This is a genomic window from Kitasatospora sp. NBC_01560 (assembly GCF_045208415.1).
Classification (GTDB): Bacteria; Actinomycetota; Actinomycetes; order Streptomycetales; family Streptomycetaceae; genus Kitasatospora.
Genome location: NZ_CP109364.1, coordinates 6,873,172 through 6,896,107, shown reverse-complemented (window position 1 = coordinate 6,896,107; position 22,936 = coordinate 6,873,172). Strand labels below are relative to the sequence as shown.

The 22,936-nt window shown below is 73.3% G+C and carries 22 protein-coding genes; 5 read left to right on the top strand and 17 right to left on the bottom strand.

The window, feature by feature from the left end; translation table 11 throughout:
* Positions 1–132 precede the first annotated feature (132 nt).
* On the bottom strand, positions 133–1,401 hold the full coding sequence (gene tyrS, locus OH807_RS29895) for a tyrosine--tRNA ligase (protein ID WP_406211269.1): 1,269 nt from the start codon (positions 1,399–1,401) through the stop codon (positions 133–135).
* Between the two features lie 294 nt (positions 1,402–1,695).
* Here tyrS and OH807_RS29890 point away from each other — a divergent pair, with 294 nt between their 5' ends.
* On the top strand, positions 1,696–2,220 hold the full coding sequence (locus tag OH807_RS29890; RefSeq protein ID WP_406204981.1) for an HNH endonuclease: 525 nt from the start codon (positions 1,696–1,698) through the stop codon (positions 2,218–2,220).
* A 98-nt stretch (positions 2,221–2,318) separates the two neighbouring features.
* Here the strand turns inward: OH807_RS29890 and OH807_RS29885 are convergent, their stop codons facing one another.
* From OH807_RS29885 to OH807_RS29855, 7 genes are all read right to left on the bottom strand, one after another.
* Entirely contained in the window at positions 2,319–4,319 is a 2,001-nt protein-coding gene (locus OH807_RS29885; RefSeq protein ID WP_406204977.1) for a PQQ-binding-like beta-propeller repeat protein, read from the bottom strand.
* A 245-nt stretch (positions 4,320–4,564) separates the two neighbouring features.
* Entirely contained in the window at positions 4,565–4,870 is a 306-nt protein-coding gene (locus OH807_RS29880; protein ID WP_406204974.1) for a 4a-hydroxytetrahydrobiopterin dehydratase, read from the bottom strand.
* A 31-nt stretch (positions 4,871–4,901) separates the two neighbouring features.
* On the bottom strand, positions 4,902–5,078 hold the full coding sequence (locus OH807_RS29875) for a DUF1272 domain-containing protein (RefSeq protein ID WP_360187317.1): 177 nt from the start codon (positions 5,076–5,078) through the stop codon (positions 4,902–4,904).
* Positions 5,079–5,145: 67 nt separating this feature from the next.
* Positions 5,146–5,904 (bottom strand): sulfite exporter TauE/SafE family protein, encoded by a 759-nt coding sequence (locus OH807_RS29870; protein ID WP_406204972.1) that lies wholly within the window; start codon positions 5,902–5,904, stop codon positions 5,146–5,148.
* 308 nt (positions 5,905–6,212) lie between these two features.
* Positions 6,213–7,259, bottom strand: a complete 1,047-nt coding sequence (locus OH807_RS29865; protein WP_406204969.1) for an SPFH domain-containing protein — start codon at positions 7,257–7,259, stop codon at positions 6,213–6,215.
* A gap of 10 nt (positions 7,260–7,269) precedes the next feature.
* Entirely contained in the window at positions 7,270–7,692 is a 423-nt protein-coding gene (locus tag OH807_RS29860) for an NfeD family protein (protein WP_406204966.1), read from the bottom strand.
* 173 nt (positions 7,693–7,865) lie between these two features.
* The gene (locus tag OH807_RS29855) at positions 7,866–8,657 is read right to left on the bottom strand and encodes an ABC transporter ATP-binding protein (protein ID WP_406204962.1); all 792 of its coding nucleotides are present in this window, start codon (positions 8,655–8,657) and stop codon (positions 7,866–7,868) included.
* 149 nt (positions 8,658–8,806) lie between these two features.
* On the opposite strand from OH807_RS29855, the gene OH807_RS29850 reads away from it, so the two are divergent.
* Entirely contained in the window at positions 8,807–9,610 is an 804-nt protein-coding gene (locus OH807_RS29850; protein ID WP_406204960.1) for a hypothetical protein, read from the top strand.
* A gap of 10 nt (positions 9,611–9,620) precedes the next feature.
* Here the strand turns inward: OH807_RS29850 and OH807_RS29845 are convergent, their stop codons facing one another.
* From OH807_RS29845 to OH807_RS29830, 4 genes are all read right to left on the bottom strand, one after another.
* Entirely contained in the window at positions 9,621–9,896 is a 276-nt protein-coding gene (locus OH807_RS29845; RefSeq protein WP_406204957.1) for a hypothetical protein, read from the bottom strand.
* A 196-nt stretch (positions 9,897–10,092) separates the two neighbouring features.
* Positions 10,093–10,749 carry a response regulator gene (locus tag OH807_RS29840; protein ID WP_406204954.1) on the bottom strand — a complete coding sequence of 219 codons (657 nt, stop codon included), beginning with the start codon at positions 10,747–10,749 and terminating at the stop codon, positions 10,093–10,095.
* Complete coding sequence (locus OH807_RS29835; RefSeq protein ID WP_406211267.1) at positions 10,742–11,839, bottom strand: GAF domain-containing sensor histidine kinase; 1,098 nt, start codon at positions 11,837–11,839, stop codon at positions 10,742–10,744. The genes OH807_RS29840 and OH807_RS29835 overlap by 8 nt, the downstream gene beginning before the upstream one ends.
* A gap of 351 nt (positions 11,840–12,190) precedes the next feature.
* A complete protein-coding gene (locus OH807_RS29830; protein ID WP_406204951.1) occupies positions 12,191–14,824 on the bottom strand; it encodes an FHA domain-containing protein in 2,634 nt (877 codons plus the stop codon).
* Positions 14,825–15,124: 300 nt separating this feature from the next.
* On the opposite strand from OH807_RS29830, the gene serB reads away from it, so the two are divergent.
* Positions 15,125–16,387: a phosphoserine phosphatase SerB gene (gene serB / locus OH807_RS29825; RefSeq protein WP_406204948.1), complete on the top strand. Its 1,263-nt coding sequence runs from the start codon at positions 15,125–15,127 to the stop codon at positions 16,385–16,387.
* A gap of 64 nt (positions 16,388–16,451) precedes the next feature.
* Here serB and OH807_RS29820 read toward each other — a convergent pair whose 3' ends face one another.
* The 3 genes from OH807_RS29820 to OH807_RS29810 all read right to left on the bottom strand — a co-directional run bounded on the left by OH807_RS29820 (position 16,452) and on the right by OH807_RS29810 (position 18,790).
* On the bottom strand, positions 16,452–16,979 hold the full coding sequence (locus OH807_RS29820; protein WP_406204946.1) for a SixA phosphatase family protein: 528 nt from the start codon (positions 16,977–16,979) through the stop codon (positions 16,452–16,454).
* A gap of 192 nt (positions 16,980–17,171) precedes the next feature.
* A complete protein-coding gene (locus tag OH807_RS29815; RefSeq protein ID WP_406204943.1) occupies positions 17,172–17,294 on the bottom strand; it encodes an SGM_5486 family transporter-associated protein in 123 nt (40 codons plus the stop codon).
* A gap of 137 nt (positions 17,295–17,431) precedes the next feature.
* Positions 17,432–18,790: a CynX/NimT family MFS transporter gene (locus tag OH807_RS29810; RefSeq protein WP_406204940.1), complete on the bottom strand. Its 1,359-nt coding sequence runs from the start codon at positions 18,788–18,790 to the stop codon at positions 17,432–17,434.
* A 152-nt stretch (positions 18,791–18,942) separates the two neighbouring features.
* On the opposite strand from OH807_RS29810, the gene OH807_RS29805 reads away from it, so the two are divergent.
* The gene (locus OH807_RS29805) at positions 18,943–19,617 is read left to right on the top strand and encodes a FadR/GntR family transcriptional regulator (protein ID WP_406204937.1); all 675 of its coding nucleotides are present in this window, start codon (positions 18,943–18,945) and stop codon (positions 19,615–19,617) included.
* An 85-nt stretch (positions 19,618–19,702) separates the two neighbouring features.
* On the opposite strand, the gene fabI is transcribed toward OH807_RS29805, so the two are convergent.
* Together fabI and fabG are read right to left on the bottom strand one after the other, a co-directional pair.
* On the bottom strand, positions 19,703–20,470 hold the full coding sequence (fabI, locus tag OH807_RS29800) for an enoyl-ACP reductase FabI (RefSeq protein WP_406204934.1): 768 nt from the start codon (positions 20,468–20,470) through the stop codon (positions 19,703–19,705).
* Between the two features lie 2 nt (positions 20,471–20,472).
* The gene (gene fabG / locus OH807_RS29795; protein WP_406204931.1) at positions 20,473–21,192 is read right to left on the bottom strand and encodes a 3-oxoacyl-[acyl-carrier-protein] reductase; all 720 of its coding nucleotides are present in this window, start codon (positions 21,190–21,192) and stop codon (positions 20,473–20,475) included.
* 452 nt (positions 21,193–21,644) lie between these two features.
* Here fabG and OH807_RS29790 point away from each other — a divergent pair, with 452 nt between their 5' ends.
* Positions 21,645–22,790, top strand: coding sequence for an MBL fold metallo-hydrolase (locus OH807_RS29790; RefSeq protein WP_406204928.1), 1,146 nt, complete (start codon positions 21,645–21,647; stop codon positions 22,788–22,790).
* The last annotated feature ends 146 nt before the right edge of the window (positions 22,791–22,936 follow it).

Genomic DNA, 22,936 nt, shown 5'->3' with positions numbered 1-22,936 from the left:
CCGTGCACCCGCCCGCTTCAGCGACTCGTCCAACATTAGGCGAGTCGGGCGACTCCGTCAAACACCTGAGGGCCGGATCTGTCCAGATCCGGCCCTCGGGTCTCAAAGCCGCAGGTCAGCGGCCTGATGTTTTCAGCCGGCCGAGACGAGCTCGGCGGCGGCCAGGTTGCGCTTGCCGCGGCGGAGGACCAGCCAGCGACCGTGCAGCAGGTCGGCCTCGGTGGGCACTGCCTCCTCGTCCGTCACCTTGACGTTGTTGAGGTAGGCCCCGCCCTCCTTGATCGTCCGGCGGGCTGCGGAGCGGCTGGGCGCCAGGCCCACCGCGACCAACAGGTCGACCACCGACTGGAGTTCGGGCACCTCGGCCTTGGGGACCTCGGCCAGTGCGGCGGCCAGGGTCGGGGCCTCCAGGTCGACGAGCTCGCCCTGGCCGAACAGCGCCTTCGACGCGGCGACGGCACGGTCGTACTGATCGGCGCCGTGCACCAGGGTGGTCAGCTCCTCGGCCAGGGCACGCTGGGCGAGTCGGGCGGCCGGACGCTCGGCGGTCTCGCGCTCCAGCTCCTCGATCTCCTCCTTCGAGCGGAAGCTGAAGATCCGCAGGAAGTTCGGGACGTCCCGGTCGTCCGCGTTCAGCCAGAACTGGTAGAAGGCGTACGGGGTGGTCAGCTCGGGGTCGAGCCAGACCGTGCCGGACTCCGTCTTGCCGAACTTGGTGCCGTCGGCCTTGACGATCAGCGGGGTGGCCAGCGCGTGCACGGACTTGCTGTCCGCCTTGCGGATGAGGTCCGTGCCGGCAGTGAGGTTGCCCCACTGGTCGCTGCCGCCCGTCTGCAGGGTGCAGCCGTAGCGGCGGTTCAGCTCCAGGAAGTCCATGCCCTGGAGGATCTGGTAGCTGAACTCGGTGTAGCTGATGCCGGCGTCGGAGTTGAGCCGTCGGGCGACGGCCTCCTTGGCGATCATGTTGTTGACGCGGAAGTACTTGCCGACGTCGCGCAGCAGGCTGATGGCCGACATCCCGGAGGTCCAGTCCAGGTTGTTGACCATGCGCGCCGCGTACGGGCCGTCGAAGTCGAGGAAGCGCGAGATCTGGCCACGCAGGCGGTCGACCCAGGCGGCCACCGTCTCCGGGTCGTTGAGGACGCGCTCGGCGGTGGGCTTCGGGTCGCCGATCAGGCCGGTGGCGCCGCCGACCAGGCCGAGCGGGAGGTTCCCCGCCTGCTGGATGCGGCGCATGGTGAGGATCTGCACCAGGTTGCCGAGGTGCAGGCTGGGGGCCGTCGGGTCGAAGCCGCAATAGAACGTGACCGGGCCGTCCGCGAATGCCTTACGCAGTGCGTCCTCGTCGGTGGACAGGGCGATCAGCCCACGCCACTGCAGCTCGTCGACGATGTCCGTCACGGTCACGCTTCTCCTTCGATCGGGCGTCCGCCCGGTGCGGGTCCGGTTCGGCCGGGCCTCGGATGCGGAACGACTCCAGCGTCGTAGAGCCTACGCGGTTCCGACCGGCGGGTTTTCGCCGAGGCGCCCCGGCCCGAGCGCGCCGACGCCCGTGCTGTCCCTCCCCGACACCGGAAATTCCGTTGTTCGTCGGCACCGGGCCCCTTCAGAGTGGTCCCACCGCCGTGCGGCGGCAGTGACGTGTGTGGAGACGGTCGTGCCGCCGTGGCACGCCCGTGGAAAGGGTGGGCCAAGGTGCGCAGCACGCTGGTTCTCAACGCAAGCTACGAGCCCCTGACGACGGTGTCGCTGCAGCGCGCCGTGGTGCTGGTGCTCCAGGACAAGGCCGTGGTGGAGCAGGCCCACCCGCTGCGGACGGTCCGCGGTACCGGCGTCACCGTCCCGGTGCCCCGGGTGATCAGACTCAGACGGTACGTTCGGGTGCCGTTCCGACAACAGGCGCCGTGGTCGCGCCGCGGCGTGCTGGTCCGGGACCAGCACCTGTGCGCCTACTGCGGGCGCCGGGCAACCACGGTGGACCACCTGCAGCCGCGGTCGCGCGGCGGTGCGGACAGCTGGCTGAACACCGTGGCCGCCTGCGCCGAGGACAACCAGCGCAAGGCCGACCGGACGCCGGAGCAGGCCGGGATGAAGCTGCTGCGCAAGCCGTTCGTGCCGACGCCGCAGGCCACCCTGATGATGGCGCTGGGTCTGCGCGGGTCGGACGTCCGGGAGCTGGCCGAATGGCTGCCGGCGGTGGCGGCGCCCTCCGCGGCGTAGCCCGGAACGGCCGAACGGCACCAGGGCGAGCGGCACCGGGGCGGCACCGGGACGGGCGAGCCCGGGGTAAAGGGGCGGGCCCTTGGCCGGGCCCGTCCTCAGCCCTTGGCCTGGTAGCCGGACGCCGTCCCGAAAGTGGCCGCGTGCTCGGGCACCGCGACGACCTGGCCGCCGCCGATCAGTACCCGGCCGGAGACCAGCAGTGAGCCGGTGCCCTGGGGGAAGTTGCCGCCGACCGACTCCTCGCCGCCCGCGAGGGAGAAGCGGCTGAGGTGGGCCGGCTGGTCGAGGCGCTCGTCGGCGGCGAGCACCAGTGCGCTGCCGTCGATGCCGACGGCCCGGACCACGCCCTTCTCGGCAGCGGCGGTCCGCCAGCGCTGCCGGCCGGTGTCGAGGTCGTAGCCGACGACGGAGACCGCGCCGCTGCCGGTGGCCGGGATGAGTGCGGTGACCAGGGTGCGGTCGCGGAAGAAGACGCCGGGAGTGGCCGAGAACGTGCCGTGGGAGACGTCCAGCCGGCCCTCCGCCCCGGCGACGGGGATCTCGGCGGCCGGGTCACCGGCCGGTCCCCAGGCGAACACCTTGTCGTCGCCCGGCTTCTCGCCGGTGGTGAGGACGACGGGCGGCTCGGCGGAGAGCACGGTGACCGTCTTCGGCTGGTTGTTCAGGCCTCGCCACCAACCGACCTTGCCGTCGGCGGTGTTGAGCGAGACGGCCTGGTCGACGGGGGTCGAGTCGGCGCAGGTGCTGGCCACCATGACGGTCTTCCCCGTGACGCCGCCGGAGAGGGTGCAGAACTTGCCCTGCCCGGTGTACTGCCAGATGTCCTTGCCGTCCGCCGACTCCCAGGCGACGGCGCGGTCGTCGCCGACGGCGATCACCTTGTCCTCGGTCACGCCGACCCGGGCGTTGTAGGCGCCCTTGGCCTCGGAGAGTGTCTTGGTCCAGGCGGTCCGGCCGGTCTTGGCGTCGACGGCGACCACCAGCGCGCACGGCGCCTTCGGGTCGGCCTGGGCCCGGAACAGGACGGCGCCCAGGCCGGCCCCGTTCACCCCGGGGGTCAGCCCGCACGGCACGGCCCCGGCGGCCGGCGGTTCGACCGACCAGGCCGGTTTGCCGTCCGCCCGGTCGTAGGCGTGGACGCCGGTCGCGTCCGCGCGGACCACCGCGTCGCCGAGCAGCCAGCTGCCGACCAGGGTGTCGTCGGCGCCGGGCCGGAGCGCGGCGACGGGCTGGGCGGCCCAGGCTTTGGTGTGGGCGACGGCGAAGCCGGGCTCGCCGCCGGCGGCGTCCGCCGCACCTCCGCCGCCCTGGGCACCCACCATCAGGCCGGCCACGACCAGGACGGCGAGTGCGGCGACGCCGGCACCGGTCCGGATCGTCAGGGCGCGGCGGCTCGGGGCGTGCTCGGCGGAGACCACGGCATCGGCGGCAGCCCGGGCCCTGGCCGCGAGCCCCGTCCGTGCGCCACCGCTGCCTTCGGTGCCGGCCCCCGGCCGGTCAGTACCGGGATCGCTGCTGCCGGCCCCCCGGCGGCCCGCCGACCGGCGGCCGGGAGCCGCAGCCGGGGCGCTGGGCCCGCCCGGCCCGGGTTCCGGCTCCGGCTCCGGCTCCGGCTGCGACTCGGCCTCGGGCACCAGGTGCAGGTAGCCGTCCGCGGAGTACTCGGCGTCCACCGGGGCGTACAGATCGCTGCCGGTCGGCTGCTGAGGGACGGTGTAGGGGGCGTACTGCTGCTGCTCGTGGTCGCCGTAGTGCTGGTACGGCTGGTACTCGTCTCCCGGCCGGGCGCCGTGGGTCTGGTCACCCGGTCCGTTGCCGGTGTGGCCGTAGGCCCCGTCGAGGTAGCCGCCCCGGCCGTACGCGGTCTCGCCGTACCCGGCGGCCCCGTACCCGGCGCTGTCGTACGCACCGGTGCCGTACCCGGTTGTCCCGTGCGGCGCCGTCCCGTGCGGGGCCGCCGGGTAGCCGTCGACGTACCCGGTCGTCCCCTCGGGCTGCCCGGCGGCCTGCCACTGGTCCGCGTACCCGGGCTGCCACTCCTGCTGCTGCGGGTACCAGGGCTGTTGCTGGGCCTCGTCGAGGGGATCCTGAGCCATCCGTTCCGTCCCTCCCGACCGCCAGCAGTGCGGCAGTCAGCATCTCACGCCGCTCGGAGGGCAGCTCGAAGGGTGTCCCCGAGGGATTTCGGAGGGCTTTCGGAGGGCTTCCGGGGGCCTGCTGGAGGGGTGGCGGAGCAGCCTCCGCCGGCTTCGACGCCCACGGCGCCCGGGCGGTTCGGGTGCCCGCACGGCCCCGACCGCCCGGGCACGCGACTGCCGACGGCGCCCGGGCGGGCGGCCGCTCAGGCGGTCTCGGCGCCCAGGGCGGTGTCGATCCGGGCGGCCATCGTGAAGTCGAGGGCGGTCAGGCCGCCCGCGCTGTGGGTGGAGAGCGCGAAGCGCAGGGTGCGCCAGCGGATGTCGATGTCGGGGTGGTGGTCCAGCGCCTCGGCCTGTTCGGCCACGGCGACGACCACCCGGACCGCCGCGGGGAAGTCCCTGGCGTCGGCGGTGCGGACGATGGTGTCCGTGCCCTCCCGCGCCCATTCCGGCAGCTCCGCGAGGGCGGCCGTGATCTCGTCCTCGGTCAGGCGTGCTCTGCTGCTCATCGAACCGCTCCGGTGGGTCGGGGGTGAGGGGTCAGACCTTCCGGCGCGGACGGGGCACCAGCTCGCCGCCGCAGTTGGGGCAGGTGGCGGCCATCGTCTCGGTGCAGTCCGGGCAGAAGGTGCACTCGTAGGAGCATAGGAAGGCGGGGCCGTCCGCGGTCAGCGACACCTCGCACCGTTCGCAGATCTCGCGCATTTCCAGGGCCATGGGTGCAGTTCCTCCGAGGGGTCCGGTGTCGCCCGGTGCCGCGCCGCCCGCCGGGGGGCGGACCGGATCAGGTGAGCAGCAGCTTGGTGACGGCCGCCAGGCCGACCACCACGATGACCGCGCGCAGCGCCTGCGGCGGCAGCTTGCGGCCGACCTTGGCCCCGAGCAGGCCGCCGAAGAGCGAGCCGACGGCGATCAGACCGGCGGCGGCCCAGTTGACGGTCGAGGTGAAGAGGAAGAAGAGCGCGGCGACGCTGTTGACGATCATCGCCAGGGCGTTCTTCACGGCGTTGATCCGCTGCAGGTCCTCCTGGAGCAGCATGCCCATCAGGGCCAGCAGCAGGACGCCCTGGGCGGCGCCGAAGTAGCCGCCGTAGATGCCGGTCAGGAAGACGCCGACGAGCAGCGTCGTGCCACCGTCCGGGTCTCCCCCGGGCCGGCGGCGGGCGGCCACCGCCTTGGCGACCCGCGGCTGGATCACCACCAGGACGAGCGCCAGCAGGATGAGCACCGGGACGATCGCGTCGAAGGCGGCGCTCGGCAGTTCGATCAGCAGGAAGGCGCCGAGCAGCCCGCCGAGCAGCGAGGCGGTGCCGAGGCGCAGCAGTCGGCGGCCCTGGTCGGCCAGCTCCCGCCGGTAGCCGATCACGCCGCTGAGCGAACCGGGCACCAGGCCGAAGGAGTTGGAGACGTTCGCGGTGACCGGTGGAATGCCGACGGCGAGCAGGACGGGGAACGTGATCAGGGTTCCGGAGCCGACGATCACATTGATCATCCCGGCTCCGACGCCCGCCACCAGGACGGCGATCGCCTCCCAGAGCGTCATGAGTCACCTCTCGTCCCGGTCCTGTCCGAGGCGATCATGCCGGACGGCGGGCCGTGGCCACCAGGGCCGACCACGATTCGGGACGTACACCACACACCCCGGCCGGGCGCTGTGCGGCGGCACGCACCTCGAAAACGGCCGAAAACAACCGGAAGCAACCGGCAGCGGCCGGGAGCAACGGCGGACGCAACGACCGGGCGCCGGAACGGCCGAGGGCCCGCCCCCGTCCGGAACGGGGAGGCGGGCCCTCGGTGGCACCGGGCCGACGGCCCGGGCTCAGTACGTCGCTCAGTGCGTCACTCGGGGCGTCACTCGGGGTCGATCTTGCGGTACTCGCGCGCCGGGTCGACCCGGGGGCGGGCGGCGCCCTTGGTGTCGGTGTCCAGCGGGCGCGGGCCGGCCGCCGGGTCGAGCGGGACCTGCGTGGCCGGCGGGGCAGCGACGGTGGGGGCCGCGACCGCGCCGCCGTTCATGCCGCCGTTGCCGGCCAGGCCGGTGAAGGCGCCGCCGAGCCCCTTGAGCGCGTCGCCGACCTCGCTCGGGATGATCCAGAGCTTGTTGGAGTCACCCTTGGCCAGCTCGGGCAGGGTCTGCAGGTACTGGTAGGCGAGCAGCTTCTGGTCGGCGTCGCCGTCGTGGATGGCCTCGAAGACCGTCCGGATCGCCGCCGCCTCACCGTCGGCGCGCAGCACCGCGGCCTGGGCCTCACCCTCGGCCTTGAGCACCTCGGCCTGCTTCTCACCCTCGGCCTTGAGGATCTGCGCCTGCCGCTGGCCCTCGGCGGTGAGGATCGCGGCACGCTTGTCACGGTCGGCGCGCATCTGCTTCTCCATCGAGTCCTGGATGGAGGTCGGCGGCTCGATGGCCTTCAGCTCGACGCGGTTGACGCGGATGCCCCACTTGCCGGTGGCCTCGTCGAGCACCCCGCGCAGGCCGGCGTTGATGACCTCACGGGAGGTCAGGGTGGATTCGAGGTCCATCGAGCCGATGATGTTGCGCAGCGTGGTGACGGTGAGCTGCTCGATCGCCTGGATGTAGCTGGCGACCTCGTAGGTGGCGGCCCGGGGGTCGGTCACCTGGTAGTAGATGACCGTGTCGATGTTGACCACCAGGTTGTCCTGGGTGATCACCGGCTGCGGCGGGAACGGCACGACCTGCTCGCGCAGGTCGATCCGGTTGCGGACCCGGTCGATGAACGGGACGACGATGTTCAGGCCGGCGTTGAGCGTCCGGGTGTAGCGGCCGAAGCGCTCCACGATCGCGGCGCTGGCCTGCGGGATGACCTGAATCGTCTTGATCAGCGCGATGAATGCCACCACGACCAGGACGACCAGGACGATAAGGACGGGTTCCACGGACTCTCCCCTAGACGACCAGGGCGGTCGCGCCCTGGATTTCGACGACGTCGACCTGCTGCCCCGGCTGGTACACACTGCCGGGGTGGAGCGCGCGGGCCGACCAGATCTCGCCGTTGAGCTTGATCCGTCCGCCCTCCCCGTCGACCTGTTCCGCGACGACCGCGGTGGCGCCCTTGAGCGCCTCGATGCCCATCTTGATCTGCGGGCCCTTCTTCAACTGCCGGTAGGCGATCGGCCTGACGACGACCAGCAGGCCGGTCGAGACGGCGACGAAGACCAGGACCTGCCACACCGCCCCGGCGCCCAGTCCGGCCACTCCGGCGGCGGCGAGGGCCCCCACCGCGAACATGGCGAACTCCGGCATCGCGGTGATCACCAGCGGTATGCCCAGGCCGACGGCGGCCAGGAGCCACCAGATCCAGCTGTCCACGTGTCCATCCTAGGGAGCGAAGGGCCTTCGAGGCGGACAGTTCCCGCAGGTGGAGGGGCGGAAACCGGTCGCACGTGCGACCGGTCCCGGTTCGGCACAGTTCAGTGGAGTTCAGTGCCGTTCGGCACCGTCCGGTGCCGGCCGGTGGCGGCCGGCCGGGCCCGGGGCCGGCTTCAGCCGAGCGGCAGGCCCTGGGCGGACCAGCGGTCGCCGTGCCGCTCCAGGGTCAGCGGCAGGCCGAAGCACTTGGAGAGGTTGCGCGCGGTCAGCTCGGTGTCGATCGGTCCTGCGGTGAGCACCTTGCCCTGACGGATCATCAGGACGTGGGTGAAGCCGGGGGCGATCTCCTCGACGTGGTGGGTGACCATGGCCATCGCCGGGGCGAACTCGTCCTGGGCGAGCGCGCCCAGGCGGCGGACGAGGTCCTCGCGGCCGCCGAGGTCGAGCCCGGCGGCCGGCTCGTCCAGCAGCAGCAGCTCGGGGTCGGTCATCAGTGCGCGGGCGATCAGGGTGCGCTTCTTCTCGCCCTCGGAGAGGGTGCCGAACTTGCGGGTGGTCAGGTTGACCATGCCGAGCCGGTCCAGCAGCACGAGCGCGCGGGCCTCGTCGGAGTCCTCGTACTGCTCCTGCCAGCTCACCGTCATGCCGTACGCGGCGGTGAGCACGGTCTGCAGCACGGTCTGCTCGGCGGGCAGCTTGTCGAACATCGCGGCGCCGGCCAGGCCGATCCGGGAGCGCAGCTCGAAGACGTCGACCTCGCCGAGCTTCTCGCCGAGGACGGACACCTTGCCGGCGGTCGGGAAGAGGTACGTGGAGGCGATCTGCAGCAGGGTGGTCTTGCCGGCGCCGTTGGGGCCGAGAATGACCCAGCGCTCGCCCTCGGAGATGGACCACGAGACCTGGTCGACCAGCGCGCGCTCCTCCCGGACCACGGATACGTCCACCAGCTCCAGCACGTCGCTCATGCCTACGCCTTCCCCAATACAGAAATCACGGCCGTCGGTGCGGGCGGGCAGCCTACCCCGGCGGCCGGGTGGCACGGGGAGGGGTGCGCCGCACACGCATGGGCAAACCTACGCCACGCGGATGACCGCCGATTCCGTAGGCTGGCCGGATGCTCGCGACTCCTGCCGACAATCCGTACGAAGAGCCCCGTTCAGGGCGGCTGGCCGCCTGGGGCAATGCTCTGCTGGCCGGTCTGGTGCCGCCCGACAACGCCGCCGCGGCCGTTCTCGGCAGTGACGAGAGCCACCGGGTGACCGGTCTGCCCGGGGACGCCCCGGGCGAGCAGCACGGGCTCACCTGGGCGCTCGGGCGGCTCCGGGTGCTCGGCGTGAAGGGCCTGCGGCTGGCCCTGCCGGGCGCCGGCCACCCGCTCGGGCTGACCGGCCCGGCGGCCTTCAACGACCGGGCGATGGCCGCGGGCGAGGCGGTGCTGGCGGTCGGGGTGCCGCTCGGGCTCGTCCCGGAGGTCGAGGTGTTCGGCCCGGCCGGGGACCGCTCGGCGACGGTGCTCTGGCGCTGCGCCGAGGTGAACGACAACCCGCCGGCCGACGTGCCCTCGCTGCACGAGGCGGAGCGCGAGCTGGCGGACGGCCTGCGCGAGGCCACCCTGCTGCTCACCCGTCTCGACGTCGCCGGCGCCGGTCCGGAGGCCCTGCGCGCGCTGGAGGCCTTCCGCCGCCGGGGCCACGCCGAGCTGCTCGCCCCCGGCTACCCGCCGCGGGCCGTCCGGGTGCTGGAGTCGGCCCGGCAGGTCGGCGCGCTGCTGGCGATCGCCTCCGACAGCCACGGCGCCGCGGTCAGCGCCTCCGAGATGGCCTCCCGCCAGGCCGTTCTGGGCCCGCTGCGCCGAACCGCCCGCCGGGCCCAGGTGGCCGCGTACAACGCGCTGGTGGACGAGCGCGACGCGCGCTGACGGGGCGCGCTCAGCCCGGGGCGCCCTCCCGCCACGGGTCGGCGGCGTACTGCGCCAGGACCTCCGCGCGGGCGTAGCGGCCGTCCTCGCCCGGGGTCAGGTGGCCGCGGGCGGCGAAGACCGTGAGGCGGCGGACGGACCAGCCCAGCTCCTCGGCGGCCTCGGCGGCCGAGAGGCCGTCCGCCGGGCGGCCCCCGGCTGCGCCCTGTTCGTCGTAGGGGCGCGGTACGGGGCCCCCGCTGGGGCGGGCGCGGCGCCGCAGTGGGCTCCACGGAGACTTCCGCACCGGCTTCCACCGCGGCTTCCACCGCGGCCTCCACCGCGGCCGCCGCCGTACGCAACCGGGCCGTGACGAGCTCCTCGACCGCGGTACCCGGCACCTCCGCCAGGGCCGCCTGACTGTAGGTGGGCCACCCCAGGTACTCCCCGCGAGGGGGCGGCCGCCCGCGCGGGCCCGCCCCTCGCGCCCTATCCCTCGCGCCCTATCCCTCGCGGGCCTGCCCGTTGCGGACGGCCCAGAGGGCGGCCTGGGTGCGGTCGGCGAGGTCCAGCTTCATCAGGATGTTGGAGACGTGCGTCTTCACCGTCTTCTCGGACAGGTGCAGGCTGCGGGCGATCTCCCGGTTGGAGCGCCCGTCGGCGATGTGGCCGAGGACTTCGCGCTCACGGTCGGTCAGGGTGCCGCCGCGGCCCTGCGGTTGGCGCGGGCCGTCATCGGCGAGCAGCGCCTCGGCCAGCTCGGGCTGGAGCAGCACGTGACCGGCGTGCACCGAGCGGATCGCGCCGGCCAGCGCCTCCGGGTCGACGTCCTTGTACACGTAGCCGGCGGCCCCGGCCCGCAGTGCGGGGACCATGGTCCGGTGCTCGGTGAAGCTGGTGACGATCAGGATCCGGGCCCGGCTGCCCTCGCCCTTGAGGATGCGCAGCGCCTCGATGCCGTCCGTCCCGGGCATCTTGAGGTCCATCAGGACGACGTCGGGATCGAGCTCGCGGGCCCGGTCGACGCCCTCGGCGCCGTCGGCGGCCTCGCCGACCACCTCGATGTCGTCCTGCACCTCCAGGAAGGTGCGCAGGCCGCGGCGGACCACCTGGTGGTCGTCGACCAGCAGGACGCGAATGGCCTGCGTGCTGTCAGGCACCGGGGACCTCCATCTCGACGAGGGTCCCCGCACCGGGGGCCGACTCCAGGGTGAGCATGCCGCCGACCGACGCGGCGCGGTCCCGCATCGAGGCCAGGCCGAGGTGCCGGCCGGCCCGGCGGACGGAGTCGGGGTCGAAGCCCCGGCCGTCGTCGCGGACCCGCAGGACGGCGCCGCGCGCGGGCGTGCCGGTCAGCGTGACGGTGACCCGCCCGGCGCCGGAGTGGCGCAGCGCGTTGTGCAGCGCCTCCTGGGCGACTCTCAGCAGGGCCGCCTCCTGGGCCGGCGGCAGGGCCCGTACGCCGTCGGCGGTGAAGGCGACGGCGGCGCTGTGGGCGCGGTCGAGGACCTGCACCTGGGAGGCGAGGGTGGCGCTGAGGCCGTCCTCCTCCAGCGCGGCGGGGCGCAGCTCGACGACGACGGCGCGCAGTTCGTCGGCGGCCTCGGCCGCGAGCCGGGCGACCTCGGCGAGTTCGGCGCGGGCCCGGGCCGGGTCGCGGTCGACCAGGGTGGCGGCGGCCTTGGCGGTGAGCCGCAGCGAGAACAGCTTCTGCGAGACGGCATCGTGCAGGTCGTGGGCGATCCGGGCCCGCTCGCCGGCCAGGGTGAGTTCGCGGCTGCGCTCGTAGAGGCGGGCGTTGGAGAGCGCGAGGGCGGCGTGTGCGGCGAGGATCCGCAGGAGCTCCTCGTCGTGGTCGGTGAAGCCGCCGCCGCCGCGCTTGTTGGCGAGGAAGATGACGCCCATGACCTGCGGCTCGTCCTCGGCCGCGTCGGTGTCGAGGACGGGCATGCCGAGGAAGGCGTCCATCTCGGGGTGGGCGTCGGGCCAGCCGCCGAACGCGGGCGCCTGCCGGACGTCGGCGAGCCTGGTCGGCCCGGTCTCGTGCAGCATCTCGGCGAGCACGCCGTGCTGGCGGGGCAGCGGGCCGATGGCCTTCCACTGTTCGTCGGTGACCCCGTCGACGACGAACTGGGCGAAGCCGCCGTGGTCGTCGGGGACGCCGAGGGCGGCGTACTCGGCGCCGAGCAGCCCGCGGGCGGAGGCGGTGATCCGGCGCAGCACCTCGCGCACCTCCAGGTGCCGGCTCATCGCGAGCAGGGCCCGGCTGACGGCATCGATGCCGCCGAGGCAGGGCTCGCAGGCGGGCAGCGGGCCGGCGGGCGGCGGGCCGACCGGGATCCGGTCGACGGGCAGCAGGCCGGGCCGGGGGTGCCGGTCACTGGACGAGGTGGGCATACCGCCAAACTACCGCCGCCGGCGCGCCCGCCGCGTCGGTCCGGGGGCGCGTGGGGCCCGGGTCCGAAGACCTAGGGCGCGCCCTGCCGAAGGCCCGGGCCGGGACCGGGACCGGGCCGGCCGGCCGGCCGGCCGGCGCGGAAACGCCGGGGGCGGCCCTCCCCGTCGCCGGGATGGGCCGCCCCTGGGTGAGCGGTGCGGGGCTCAGCCCTTCTGCATGACCTCGGGCTCGTGACGGCGCTGGAGGCGCGTGACGATGATGCCGATGACGGCGGACATCGCGATCAGCGCGCCCGCGTCGATGGCCCACTGGAGGACGGTGCTGTCCCACAGCGGGTCGTAGTCCGGGTGCTGGAAGTCCTTGTTCCAGGGCCCCATGAGGTGCGACAGGTCGAGCGTGGTGGCGACGATGCCGGTGCCCCAGCGGGCCGGCATCAGCCAGGCGGCCTGCTCCAGGCCGGGCTTGCCGAAGATCTGGAAGAGGCAGCCGGTGAAGACGACCTGGACGATCGCGAACATGACCAGCAGCGGCATGGTCTTCTCGGCGGTCTTCACCAGTGCGGAGATCATCAGGCCGAACATCATCGCGGCGAAGCTCAGCAGGATCATGCCGATGGTCATCTCGATGAGCGGCAGGTTCTCGACCAGCAGGCCGTGCTCGGGCAGCTTGCGCGGCAGGAAGCCGACGGCGGAGATGATGGCGCCCTGGATCACGCTGAAGAAGCCCAGCACGATGATCTTGGACATCATGTACGCCGAGCGGGACAGGCCGGTGGCCCGTTCCCGTTCGTAGATCGCCCGTTCCTTGATCAACTCTCGGACCGAGTTGGCCGCCCCGGAGAAGCAGGCGCCGATCGCCAGGATCAGCATGATCGTCGCGGCGCCGCTGTTGAGGTGGAGCTGCGTCTTCGGGTTCGGCGCGAGCCCCGGATCATTGGGGATCAGCACGCTGACCGCGCCGATGACCGCGGGCAGCAGCACCGACAGGGCCAGGAAGCCGCGGTCGGAGGCGAGCACCGACATGTAGCGGCGGATCAGCGTCCACAGCTGCGAGCCCCAGCTCTGCGGCTTCGGCGGGCGGACGGCCTCCTGGACGATCTGGGCGGACTGCACGGCGCCCGCGTCCACGTCGGCGGAGTACTGCTGGTAGTGCACCGAGCCGCGGTAGCGGCCGGCCCAGTCGTGCTCCGGGTAGTTCTCGAAGGCCTGGAAGACGTCGGCCCAGGTCTCGTACCCGAAGAAGTGCAGGGCCTCGTCCGGCGGGCCGAAGTACGCCACCGAACCGCCCGGCGCCATCACCAGCAGCCGGTCGCAGAGCGCGAGCTCGGCCACCGAGTGGGTGACGACCAGGATGGTGCGGCCGTCGTCGGCGAGGCCGCGCAGCATCTGCATGACCTCGCGGTCCATGCCCGGGTCGAGGCCCGAGGTGGGCTCGTCCAGGAAGATCAGCGAGGGCTTGGTGAGCAGCTCCAGGGCCACCGAGACGCGCTTCTGCTGGCCGCCGGAGAGGGCGGTGATCCGGTTGTCGGCGCGCTTGTCGAGGCGCAGCTCGTAGAGCACCTCGTCGATCCGCGCCTCGCGCTCGGCGGCCTCGGTGTCGCCGGGGAAGCGCAGCCGGGCCGCGTACTTGAGGCCGGTGCGGACGGTCAGCTCCTTGTGCAGGATCTCCGACTGCGGCACCAGGCCGATCCGCGAGCGCAGTTCGGCGAACTGCTTGTAGAGGTTGCGGCCGTCGTAGAGGACGTCGCCGCGGTCGGCCGGGCGGTAGCCGGTGAGGGCGCGCAGCAGGGTCGACTTGCCGGAGCCGGACGGGCCGATGACCGCGACCAGGGACTTCTCCGGCACGCCGAAGCTGACGTCGTTGAGCAGGACCTTCTTGCCGCCCTTGAAGTCGACCTCGACGGTCAGGTGGCGGGCGGAGAAGGAGACGGCGCCGGTGTCGACGAACTCCTGCAGCTGGTCGCCGACCAGGACGAAGCTGGAGTGGCCGACGGTCAGGCGGTCCTGCGGCCCCATCAGCTGGCGCTGCACGGGCGCGCCGTTGAGGAAGATGCCGTTGTGGCTGCCGAGGTCGACGATCTCGTACCGGCCGTCGGGCAGCTGGCGCAGCTCGGCGTGGTGGCGGGAGACCTGGAGGTCGGAGACCACGATGTCGTTGTCGAGCGCGCGGCCGATCCGGACGGTGTTCATCCCGGCCGTCAGACTGCGGATCATCGTCGGCTGCGGGCCGCCGGGCTCGTGCTGCGACGCCTGCTGCGGAGCGTGCTGGGGCGCGTGCTGGGGGGCGTGCTGCTGCGGGAAGCCGCCGTGCACGTCCTGCTCGGGGAAGCCCTGCTGCTGGGGGAAGGGCTGCTGCCCGCCGCCCCACTGCTGCTGGGGCGGCTGCTGGCCGGCCCACTGCTGCTGGACGGGGGGCTGGAACGGCTGCTGCTGGGCCCACGGCTGGGCGGGCGCCTGCTGCTGGACGGGCTGCTGCGGGGGCGACGGGACGTGGTTGCGGTTGGTGGCGGCCTCGTGCCAGGCCGGAGCCGGTGCGGCGGCCTGGGCGGGCGCGGAGAAGTTCAGCCGCGGACCGTTCTCGGCGTTGCCGAGGTTGACCACCGCACCCGGGAAGAGCTGGGCCTGCATGGTGCGGGCACCGCCGGTGTAGGTGCCGTTGGTGCTCCCGTGGTCGTCCAGCTGCCAACCCGCCCCGTTGAAGGAAATGGTGGCGTGCTGCCAGGAGACCCTGGCGTCGTCGAACGGGAAGTCCGACTGCGGGTTGCGCCCGATGCTGTAGGACCGCCCCGGCTCCAGAGTCCGCTGCTGTCCGTTGATATCAATGACGAGTTGCGGCACTGCTCGCCTGCCCCGCTCTCTCGGTCCCCCGATTGTGGCCCCCGACGGGGGTGCGATGATCCTGAATCTGACGGGGGAATCATTCCAGCCCGTCGCCCGTTGGTGAAAGTCACCCCAGGTGACTGTGACCAGGCGGAAACGATTCGCGGACGTCCCCGCCACCGCCTCCGGATGTCACCCGTTCGCAACCGCCCGGTCACCCGGGCCGTGCGCACACCGCCCACCGACCTCCCGAGGTCGCGTCCACGACGCGGACGAGTGCCGTGGCGGCGCCGGACGGCGGGTAGCGTGGGGTTCACCATGAACGCATCGCCCTTGGCCGCCGAGCCGTTCCCCGCCCCGCAGCCCCGGACCGAGGACGAGCGCACCCTGCTCGTCAAGGTGTTCGGCAAGGACCGCCCCGGCATCACCGCCGGACTCTTCGCCACCCTGGCCGGGTTCGGCGTCGACGTGATCGACATCGAGCAGGTCGTGACCCGTGGCCGGATAACGCTCTGTGCCCTGGTCACCCCGCCGGCCGGCGGCGCCCCCGGCGCCGAGGGCGAGCTGCGCTCGACCGTGCACCGCTGGGCCGAGGAGCAGAAGCTCCAGGCCGAGATCATCTCCGGCATCGGCGACAACCGGCCGCGCCGCGAGGGCCGTTCGCACGTCACCGTGCTGGGCCACCCGCTGACCGCCTCCGCGGTCTCCGCGCTCACCTCCCGGATCACCGGCTCCGGCGGCAACATCGACCGTGTCTTCCGGCTGGCCAAGTACCCGGTGACGGCGGTCGAGCTGGCCGTCTCGGGTGTCGCCACCGACGAACTGCGGGCCGCGCTGGCCCAGGAGGCGGCCACCCAGCGGGTGGACGTCGCCGTGGTGGCGGCCGGGCTGGAGCGCCGGGCCAAGCGGCTGGTCGTCATGGACGTCGACTCGACCCTGATCCAGGACGAGGTGATCGAGCTGTTCGCCGCCCACGCGGGCTGCGAGGAGGAGGTCGCCGCGGTGACGGCCGCGGCGATGCGCGGCGAGCTGGACTTCGCCGAGTCGCTGCACGCCCGGGTGGCCCTGCTGGCCGGCCTGGACGCCGCGGTGACCGAGAAGGTGCGGGCGGAGGTCCGGTTCACGCCGGGTGCGCGCACCCTGATCCGGACGCTGCAGCGGCTGGGCTTCCAGGTCGCGGTGGTCTCGGGCGGGTTCACCCAGGTCACCGACCACCTGGTGGAGCAGCTGGGGCTGGACTTCGCGGCGGCCAACACCCTGGAGGTGGTGGACGGGAAGTTCACCGGCCGGGTGGTCGGCGAGATCGTGGACCGGGCCGGCAAGGCCCGCTGGCTGGCCCGGTTCGCCGAGCAGGCCAAGGTGCCGCTGGAGCAGACGGTGGCGATCGGTGACGGCGCCAACGACCTGGACATGCTGAACGCGGCCGGGCTGGGCGTGGCCTTCAACGCCAAGCCGGTGGTCCGGGAGGCCGCCGACACCGCGGTGAACGTGCCCTTCCTCGACACCGTGCTCTACCTGCTGGGGATCACCCGCGAAGAGGTGGAGGCGGCCGACGTGCTGCACGGGACGCCCCCCGAGTGACTCCGGTACCAACGGGCGAGCGGGGCGTGCGAAGTGGTCCGCGCGCCCCGCTCGCCGTTCCGGCTCAGTCCTGCGGCGTGTAGTACGAGACCAGTTCGGCCACGCCCGGCTCGACGCCCTTCCAGGACCCGCCGAAGCTGAGCACCGCGATCGCGGCGGTCGGGAAGCCGCCGAGCCGCAGCCGCTCCAGCGCGTCGCGGTCGCCCTCGTCGCCGGCCAGTACCTGGGTCAGCCCGAGCACCCCGGGGTTGTGGCCGATCAGCACCACGTCGGAGTACTCCTCCGGGGTCTCGTGGAGGACGCTGATGATCTCGCCGGGGCTGGCCTCGTAGATGCGCTCCTCGTACACGGTCTTCCGGCTGCGCTTGGGCAGCTCGTGCGCGGCGAGCTTCCACGTCTCGCGGGTGCGCAGCGCCGGGGAGCAGAGCACGTAGTCGGGATTGATGCCGGAGTCGACCAGCCAGCGGCCGGCGTCCGGGGCCTGGTGGCGGCCCCGGTCGGCCAGCGGCCGCTCGTGGTCGTCGACGCCGTTGGGCCAGTCGGCCTTGGCATGACGGAGAACGATGATCCTGCGGGGCGTGTCGGCGCTCATACCCAGCAAGCTTGGCAGAAAAGCCGCCGGGCGGCGCGATGCTCCCCGCTGCCGCCACCCGCAGGGGTGGAGGGTGTCGTCACCCGCAGTTCGCCGGGCCTTCGCCCGGTGGACGGCGGGAGGCCGCCCCTGCCCGGCGCGGGCGGGGCGGCGTGGTAGCGGGGCGGGGCGGCGTGGTGGCGGGGCGGCCGGTCAGCCCAGCTTCTGCGCGATGGTGGCGACGACGGCCAGCAGGACGACGATGCCGACGATCGCCGCGGCGAGCTGGCCGAGCTTCTTGTGGCCGTCGGTGGGGTTCGGGTCGAGTACGGGCATGACCGGATTCTCCCACCCCGAACGGGCCCGCCGGGCACCGCCCCTCGGCCCGGCGGGTCCGCGCGGCCGTCGCCGCACCCCGGCGGGCCCGCCGGGCCCCGGGCCGACCGGGGCGGCCGGGCCGCCCCGGGGCCGCGTCAGGCCTTGGCGGGCACAGCGGGGCGCGCCGCCTCGTCCTCGATGTGCCGGGGCAGCGCCGCCCGCAGGCCGAACAGCATCTGCGGCACCAGCAGCAGCCCGAGGAAGCCCAGCGGCAGGTACCAGGCGCCGGTGGCGTCGTACAGCCGGCCGATCAGGATCGGGCCGGGGATGGAGATCAGGTAGCCGACGCCCTGCGCGAAGGCGGACAGCTGGGCCACGCCGCCGGCGGTCCGGGCGCGCAGGCCGATCATGGTGAGCACCAGCGGGAAGGCGCAGTTCGACAGGCCGACCAGGACGGCCCAGAGCCAGGCCCCGCCGGCCGGGGCCAGCAGCAGACCGGCGTACCCGGCGATGCCGCAGGAGGCCAGCACGACGACGAACAGCCGCTGGTCGCCGCGGCGGGCGGCGAGGTTGGGCAGCACGAAGGAGACCGGCACGCCGATCACCATGGTGAGCGCCAGCAGCACCCCGGAGGTGCCCTTGGAGACCCCGGCGTCCTGGAAGATCATCGGCAGGAAGCCCATCACCGCGTACGCGCCGGTGGCCTGGAGGCCGAAGAAGCAGGCCATCGCCCAGGCGGTGCGGCTTCGGGTGATCGGCAGCCGCTCGGTGGGCGTCCCGGAGGCGCGGTCCCCGCGCTCGCGCTTGACCGCCGCGACGACCAGCCAGAGCACCAGGGCGACGGCGCCGACCGCGGCCCAGACGCCGAGCCCGACCCGCCAGTCGCCGCCGAGCGCGGTGGTCATCGGGACGGTGACGGCGGCGGCCAGCGCGGTGCCGGCCGACAGGGCCATCGAGTACAGCCCGATCATCGGGCCGACCCGCTCCGGGAAGTAGCGCTTGATCACCACCGGGATCAGCACGTTGGAGACCGCCACCCCGGCCAGCGCGAGCGCGGTGAGCAGCAGGAAGACGGCCGTGCCGCCGGCGAACGAGCGGGCCAGCACGCCGGCCGTGATCGCGCCCATGCCCGCGGTGACCACCGCGACCGGGCCGAGCCGGCGGGCCATGCCGGGTGCGGTGAAGCCGAAGACGGCGAAGCAGAGCGAGGGGACGGCGGCGAGCAGGCCGACCACCGTCGGGCTCATCCCGAGGTCGGCGCTGACCTCCTTGAGCAGCGGCCCGAGGCTGGTGACCACGGGCCGGAGGTTGAAGGCGGCGGCGGCGATCGCGACGGCGAACAGCCAGCCGAGGTACTTACCCCGCCGGTCGGAGGCGGCGGAGGTGGCGGAGGAGACCGCGGAGGCGGCGGAGGTGGCGACGGTGGCGACGGTGGCGACGGTGGCGGTGGACCGCTCGGTCTGCGGTCCGGCCCCGCTGCGCGGGGAGGTGGTGGTGTCTGCTGCGGGAGGCATGTGAGCCATCATAGAATGATGGGATGAATTAGCGCATCCTCCGAGTTGGCATGATGGCCCGACCCGCTCGTCGTACGCCGTGGACCCGCCATGGCCGACCCACCCACCCGGCCGCCGCCCCCACCCGCGACCCGAAGCCGCAAGGAGTACCCGTGGCGCTGTCCTCGCCGAAGCGCACCCCGCTGTCCGACCAGGTGATCGCGCAGCTGCGCGCCCAGATCACCTCGGGCGAATGGCCGGTCGGCTCGCGCATCCCGACCGAGGCCGCCCTGGTCGAACAGCTCGGCGTCGCCCGCAACACCGTCCGCGAGGCCGTCCGCGCCCTCGCCCACAACGGCCTGCTGGACATCCGCCAGGGCTCGGGCACCTACGTCCTCGCGACCAGCGAACTGGCCGGGGTCATGCACCGGCGCTTCGCCGACGCCGACCTCGCCCAGGTCGCCGAGCTCCGCGTCGCCCTGGAGACCTCCGCCGCCGGCCTCGCCGCCGGCCGCCGCACCGACCGCGACCTCGCTCTGCTGGACGCCACGCTCGCCCGCCGCGAGGACGCCTGGGAGTCCGGCAACACCGAGGACTTCATCCAGGCCGACGCCGCCTTCCACCAGGCCGTCGTCGCCGCCGCCCACAACGACGTCCTCGCCGCGGTCTACGCCGACCTCGGCGAGGTCACCCGTGCGCACCTGCGCCACGACGTCGGCCCCGAGCTGATCGCGGACCGCTACCTCGGGCACGACACGATCGTGCAGGCGATCCGGGCCGGCGACCCGCAGCGCGCCTCCGTCGAGGCCGGCCGCGCCATCGGCGCCTGCAGCCCGTCCGACGGCTGACCCCGGCGACGCTCCGGGAAGCACGAACGCCGCTGCCCGGCACCCCCGCGGAGGGGGTGCCGGGCAGCGGCGCGGGTGCCGGGCGTCAGGCGCCGATGGCGTGCAGGCCGCCGTCCACGTGGACGATCTCGCCGGTGGTCTTCGGGAACCAGTCCGAGAGCAGGGCGACGACACCGCGGCCGGCCGGCTCCGCGTCGTTCAGGTCCCACTTCAGCGGGGAGCGGGCGTCCCAGGTGGCGGCGAGGTCGGCGAAGCCCGGGATGGACTTGGCAGCCATCGAGCCGATCGGGCCCGCCGAGACCAGGTTGACCCGGATGTTGCGCGAGCCGAGGTCACGGGCCAGGTAGCGGGAGGTGGCCTCCAGCGCGGCCTTGGCCGGGCCCATCCAGTCGTACTTCGGCCAGGCGAACTGGGCGTCGAAGGTCAGGCCGACCACGGCCCCGCCGTCCTGCATCAGCGGCAGCAGCGCCGTGGTGAGCGACTTCAGCGAGAACGCCGAGACCTGCATGGCCGTGGCCACGGACTCCCACGGCGTGTTCAGGAAGTTGCCGCCCAGGGCGTCCTGCGGGGCGAAGCCGATCGAGTGGACGATGCCGTCCAGGGTCGGCAGGTGCTCGCGGACCTGGTCGGCGATGCCGGCCAGCTGCTCCTCGCTGGAGACGTCGAGCTCCAGCACCTTGACCGGCTTCGGCAGCTTCTTGGCGATCCGCTCGGTGAGGGACGGGCGCGGGAAGGCGGTGAGGATGATCTCCGCACCCTGCTCCTGGGCGAGCTTCGCGGTCTGGAAGGCGATGGAGGACTCCATCAGCACGCCCGTGATCAGGATCCGCTTGCCTTCGAGGATTCCACTCATGTTCAGTGACCCATGCCCAATCCGCCGTCGACAGGAATGACGGCTCCGGTGATGTACGCGGCCTCGTCCGAACTGAGGAACCGCACGGTGGAGGCGATCTCGGCAGGCGCTGCGTAACGGCCCAGCGGCACGCCCGAGACGATCTCCTTGCGGCGCTCGTCACTGAGCACAGCGGTCATGTCGGTGTCGACGAAGCCGGGGGCGACCACGTTGACGGTGATGTTGCGCGGGCCCAGCTCGCGCGCCAGCGAGCGCGCGAAGCCGACCAGGCCGGCCTTGGACGCGGCGTAGTTCGCCTGGCCCGGCGAGCCGGAGAGGCCGACGACCGAGGAGATCAGCACGACCCGGCCCGTGCGGGCCCGCATCATCAGCTTGGAGGCGCGCTTGACCACCCGGAAAGCGCCGGTGAGGTTGGTGTCCACGACCGACGTGAAGTCGTCCTCGGTCATGCGCAGCATCAGGGTGTCCTTGGTGATGCCCGCGTTCGCGACCAGCACCTGCACACCGCCGTGCTTGGCCTCGATCTCGGTGAACGCCGCGTCGACCTGGGCGTTGTCGGTGATGTCGCAGCGCACGGCGAGGACGTCGTACTTCGCCAGCGCCTCGGGCACCTCGCCCGAACGGCTGGTGATGGCGACCTTGTCGCCCGCCTCGGCGAAGGCCAGCGCGATCGCGAGGCCGATGCCCCGGTTTCCTCCGGTGACGAGAACCGAGCGGCTCAACGATCCACCTCTCTCCGTAAAGGTGCGTGCGGCGGAACGCGCACGCAGTGTGACGCTATCGGTCGCTCCGGGGCGGCGGCGAATCGTTCTCCCACAGCGCCTCAGCGGCGTAACTGTCGCAATCCGACAATCCCCGGCCAACGGCTTTCCCCCGGCGCGCACCCGCCGTAACCTTGCCGCGCGACGGCCACCGCACCGGCCCTGTGACCTCCGGCTCCCCACCCGGGTGCCCGCCGGCTCCGCCGGGACCCCGCGGCGGCCGTACCGGCAGCCACGGGAACACCTGCCGCGGCGTACCCGTTGCCCCCGTGGTGCGGGACAACCGGGGCCGCCCGTGCCACTCCCCGGACGGGCCCCGAGTGAAGGCAGAGCGCGATGAGCGAGCGAAGCGAGCGACCCGTCGGAAGGTGCGTCTCCCGCGACGCGACCACCGGGCACAGCGAGGTGGCCGCATGAGCGGGGCACAGCCCGGTACCGCCCGCCGGAACGGACGCCTGCTGGCCCTGGCCGCCCTCGTGGCCGGCGCCGGAGCGGCCGCCTGGTCGCTGCGCGACCTGCCCGCGGCCTTCGGGCGGCGGCCGGACGGCGAGCGCGAGGAGCGGGTGCGCAACTCCCCGCAGTACCGCGACGGCGTCTTCCACAACGCGCCGTCCGCCCTGGCCCGGGCCGGGGCCGCGCCCGACATCGACCGCGCCACCGTGCGCCGGATGCTGTTCGACCGGGCCGGCCGGGTGCCCGCACACCCGGTGCCGACGGTCCGCCCGGCCGGCGCCCCGGGCCCGGCCGCGGAGGGCGTGGAGATCACCTGGTACGGGCACGCCTCGGCGCTGGTCGAGATCGAGGGCACCCGGGTGCTGCTCGACCCGATCTGGAGCGACCGCTGCTCCCCCGCCGCGCAGGTCGGCCCGAAGCGGCTGCACCCCGTCCCGGTGGAGCTGGAGGAGCTGCCGCAGGTCGACGCGGTGCTGATCTCGCACGACCACTACGACCACCTGGACATGGCGACGGTCAAGCGCCTGGTGCGCAGCCAGTCGGCGCCGTTCGCGGTGCCGCTGGGCATCGGCGGCCACCTGCGCCGCTGGGGCGTCCCGGAGCACCGGATCATCGAGCTGGACTGGGACGAGGCCTGCCACCTGGGCGAGCTCACCGTCACCCTCACCTCGGCGCACCACTTCTCCGGCCGCGGTCTGACCCGCAACACCACGCTCTGGGGTTCCTGGGTGATCGCCGGCCCCACCCGCAAGGTCTTCTACACCGGGGACTCCGGCTACTTCGAGGGCTACGCGCAGATCGGCGCGCAGCACGGCCCGTTCGACGCCGCCCTCGTCCAGATCGGCGCCTACGACGCGGCCTGGGCGGACATCCACATGACCCCCGAGGACGCCGTCCGCGCCCACCGCGAGCTGGGCGCCGGCCTGCTCGTCCCGGTCCACTGGTGCACCTTCAACCTGGGCCTGCACCCGTGGGCCGAGCCGATCGAACGGCTGCTCGCGGAGGCCAAGCAGCAGGCCGTCCCGCTGGTGGTGCCGCGCCCCGGCGAGCGGGTCGACGTCGACAACCCGCCGGAGCTGGACGGCTGGTGGGAGGGCGTGGCCTGACGGGCCGCCCGACGGCGACGGCCGGCGCGTGTCACGAGGTAAATGCGCTGGCCGAAACCCTGTGAACGGGAAATGATGCGATGCGGGTAGCCCTGTCCGGGGCTGCCCGCACCGCCATCCCTCCGACCAGGGAGCCCGATTGCCTC

Excerpts from the sequence above, each read along its gene's own strand:
- OH807_RS29885 (WP_406204977.1), bottom strand. The coding sequence starts at position 4,319 with ATGGCTCAGGATCCCCTCGACGAGGCCCAGCAACAGCCCTGGTACCCG.
- OH807_RS29880 (WP_406204974.1), bottom strand. The coding sequence starts at position 4,870 with ATGAGCAGCAGAGCACGCCTGACCGAGGACGAGATCACGGCCGCCCTC.
- OH807_RS29875 (WP_360187317.1), bottom strand. The coding sequence starts at position 5,078 with ATGGCCCTGGAAATGCGCGAGATCTGCGAACGGTGCGAGGTGTCGCTG.
- OH807_RS29870 (WP_406204972.1), bottom strand. The coding sequence starts at position 5,904 with ATGACGCTCTGGGAGGCGATCGCCGTCCTGGTGGCGGGCGTCGGAGCC.
- OH807_RS29855 (WP_406204962.1), bottom strand. The coding sequence starts at position 8,657 with ATGAGCGACGTGCTGGAGCTGGTGGACGTATCCGTGGTCCGGGAGGAG.
- OH807_RS29850 (WP_406204960.1), top strand. The coding sequence starts at position 8,807 with ATGCTCGCGACTCCTGCCGACAATCCGTACGAAGAGCCCCGTTCAGGG.
- OH807_RS29835 (WP_406211267.1), bottom strand. The coding sequence starts at position 11,839 with ATGAGCCGGCACCTGGAGGTGCGCGAGGTGCTGCGCCGGATCACCGCC.
- serB (WP_406204948.1), top strand. The coding sequence starts at position 15,125 with ATGAACGCATCGCCCTTGGCCGCCGAGCCGTTCCCCGCCCCGCAGCCC.
- OH807_RS29820 (WP_406204946.1), bottom strand. The coding sequence starts at position 16,979 with ATGAGCGCCGACACGCCCCGCAGGATCATCGTTCTCCGTCATGCCAAG.
- OH807_RS29815 (WP_406204943.1), bottom strand. The coding sequence starts at position 17,294 with ATGCCCGTACTCGACCCGAACCCCACCGACGGCCACAAGAAGCTCGGC.
- OH807_RS29810 (WP_406204940.1), bottom strand. The coding sequence starts at position 18,790 with ATGCCTCCCGCAGCAGACACCACCACCTCCCCGCGCAGCGGGGCCGGA.
- fabI (WP_406204934.1), bottom strand. The coding sequence starts at position 20,470 with ATGAGTGGAATCCTCGAAGGCAAGCGGATCCTGATCACGGGCGTGCTG.
- OH807_RS29790 (WP_406204928.1), top strand. The coding sequence starts at position 21,645 with ATGAGCGGGGCACAGCCCGGTACCGCCCGCCGGAACGGACGCCTGCTG.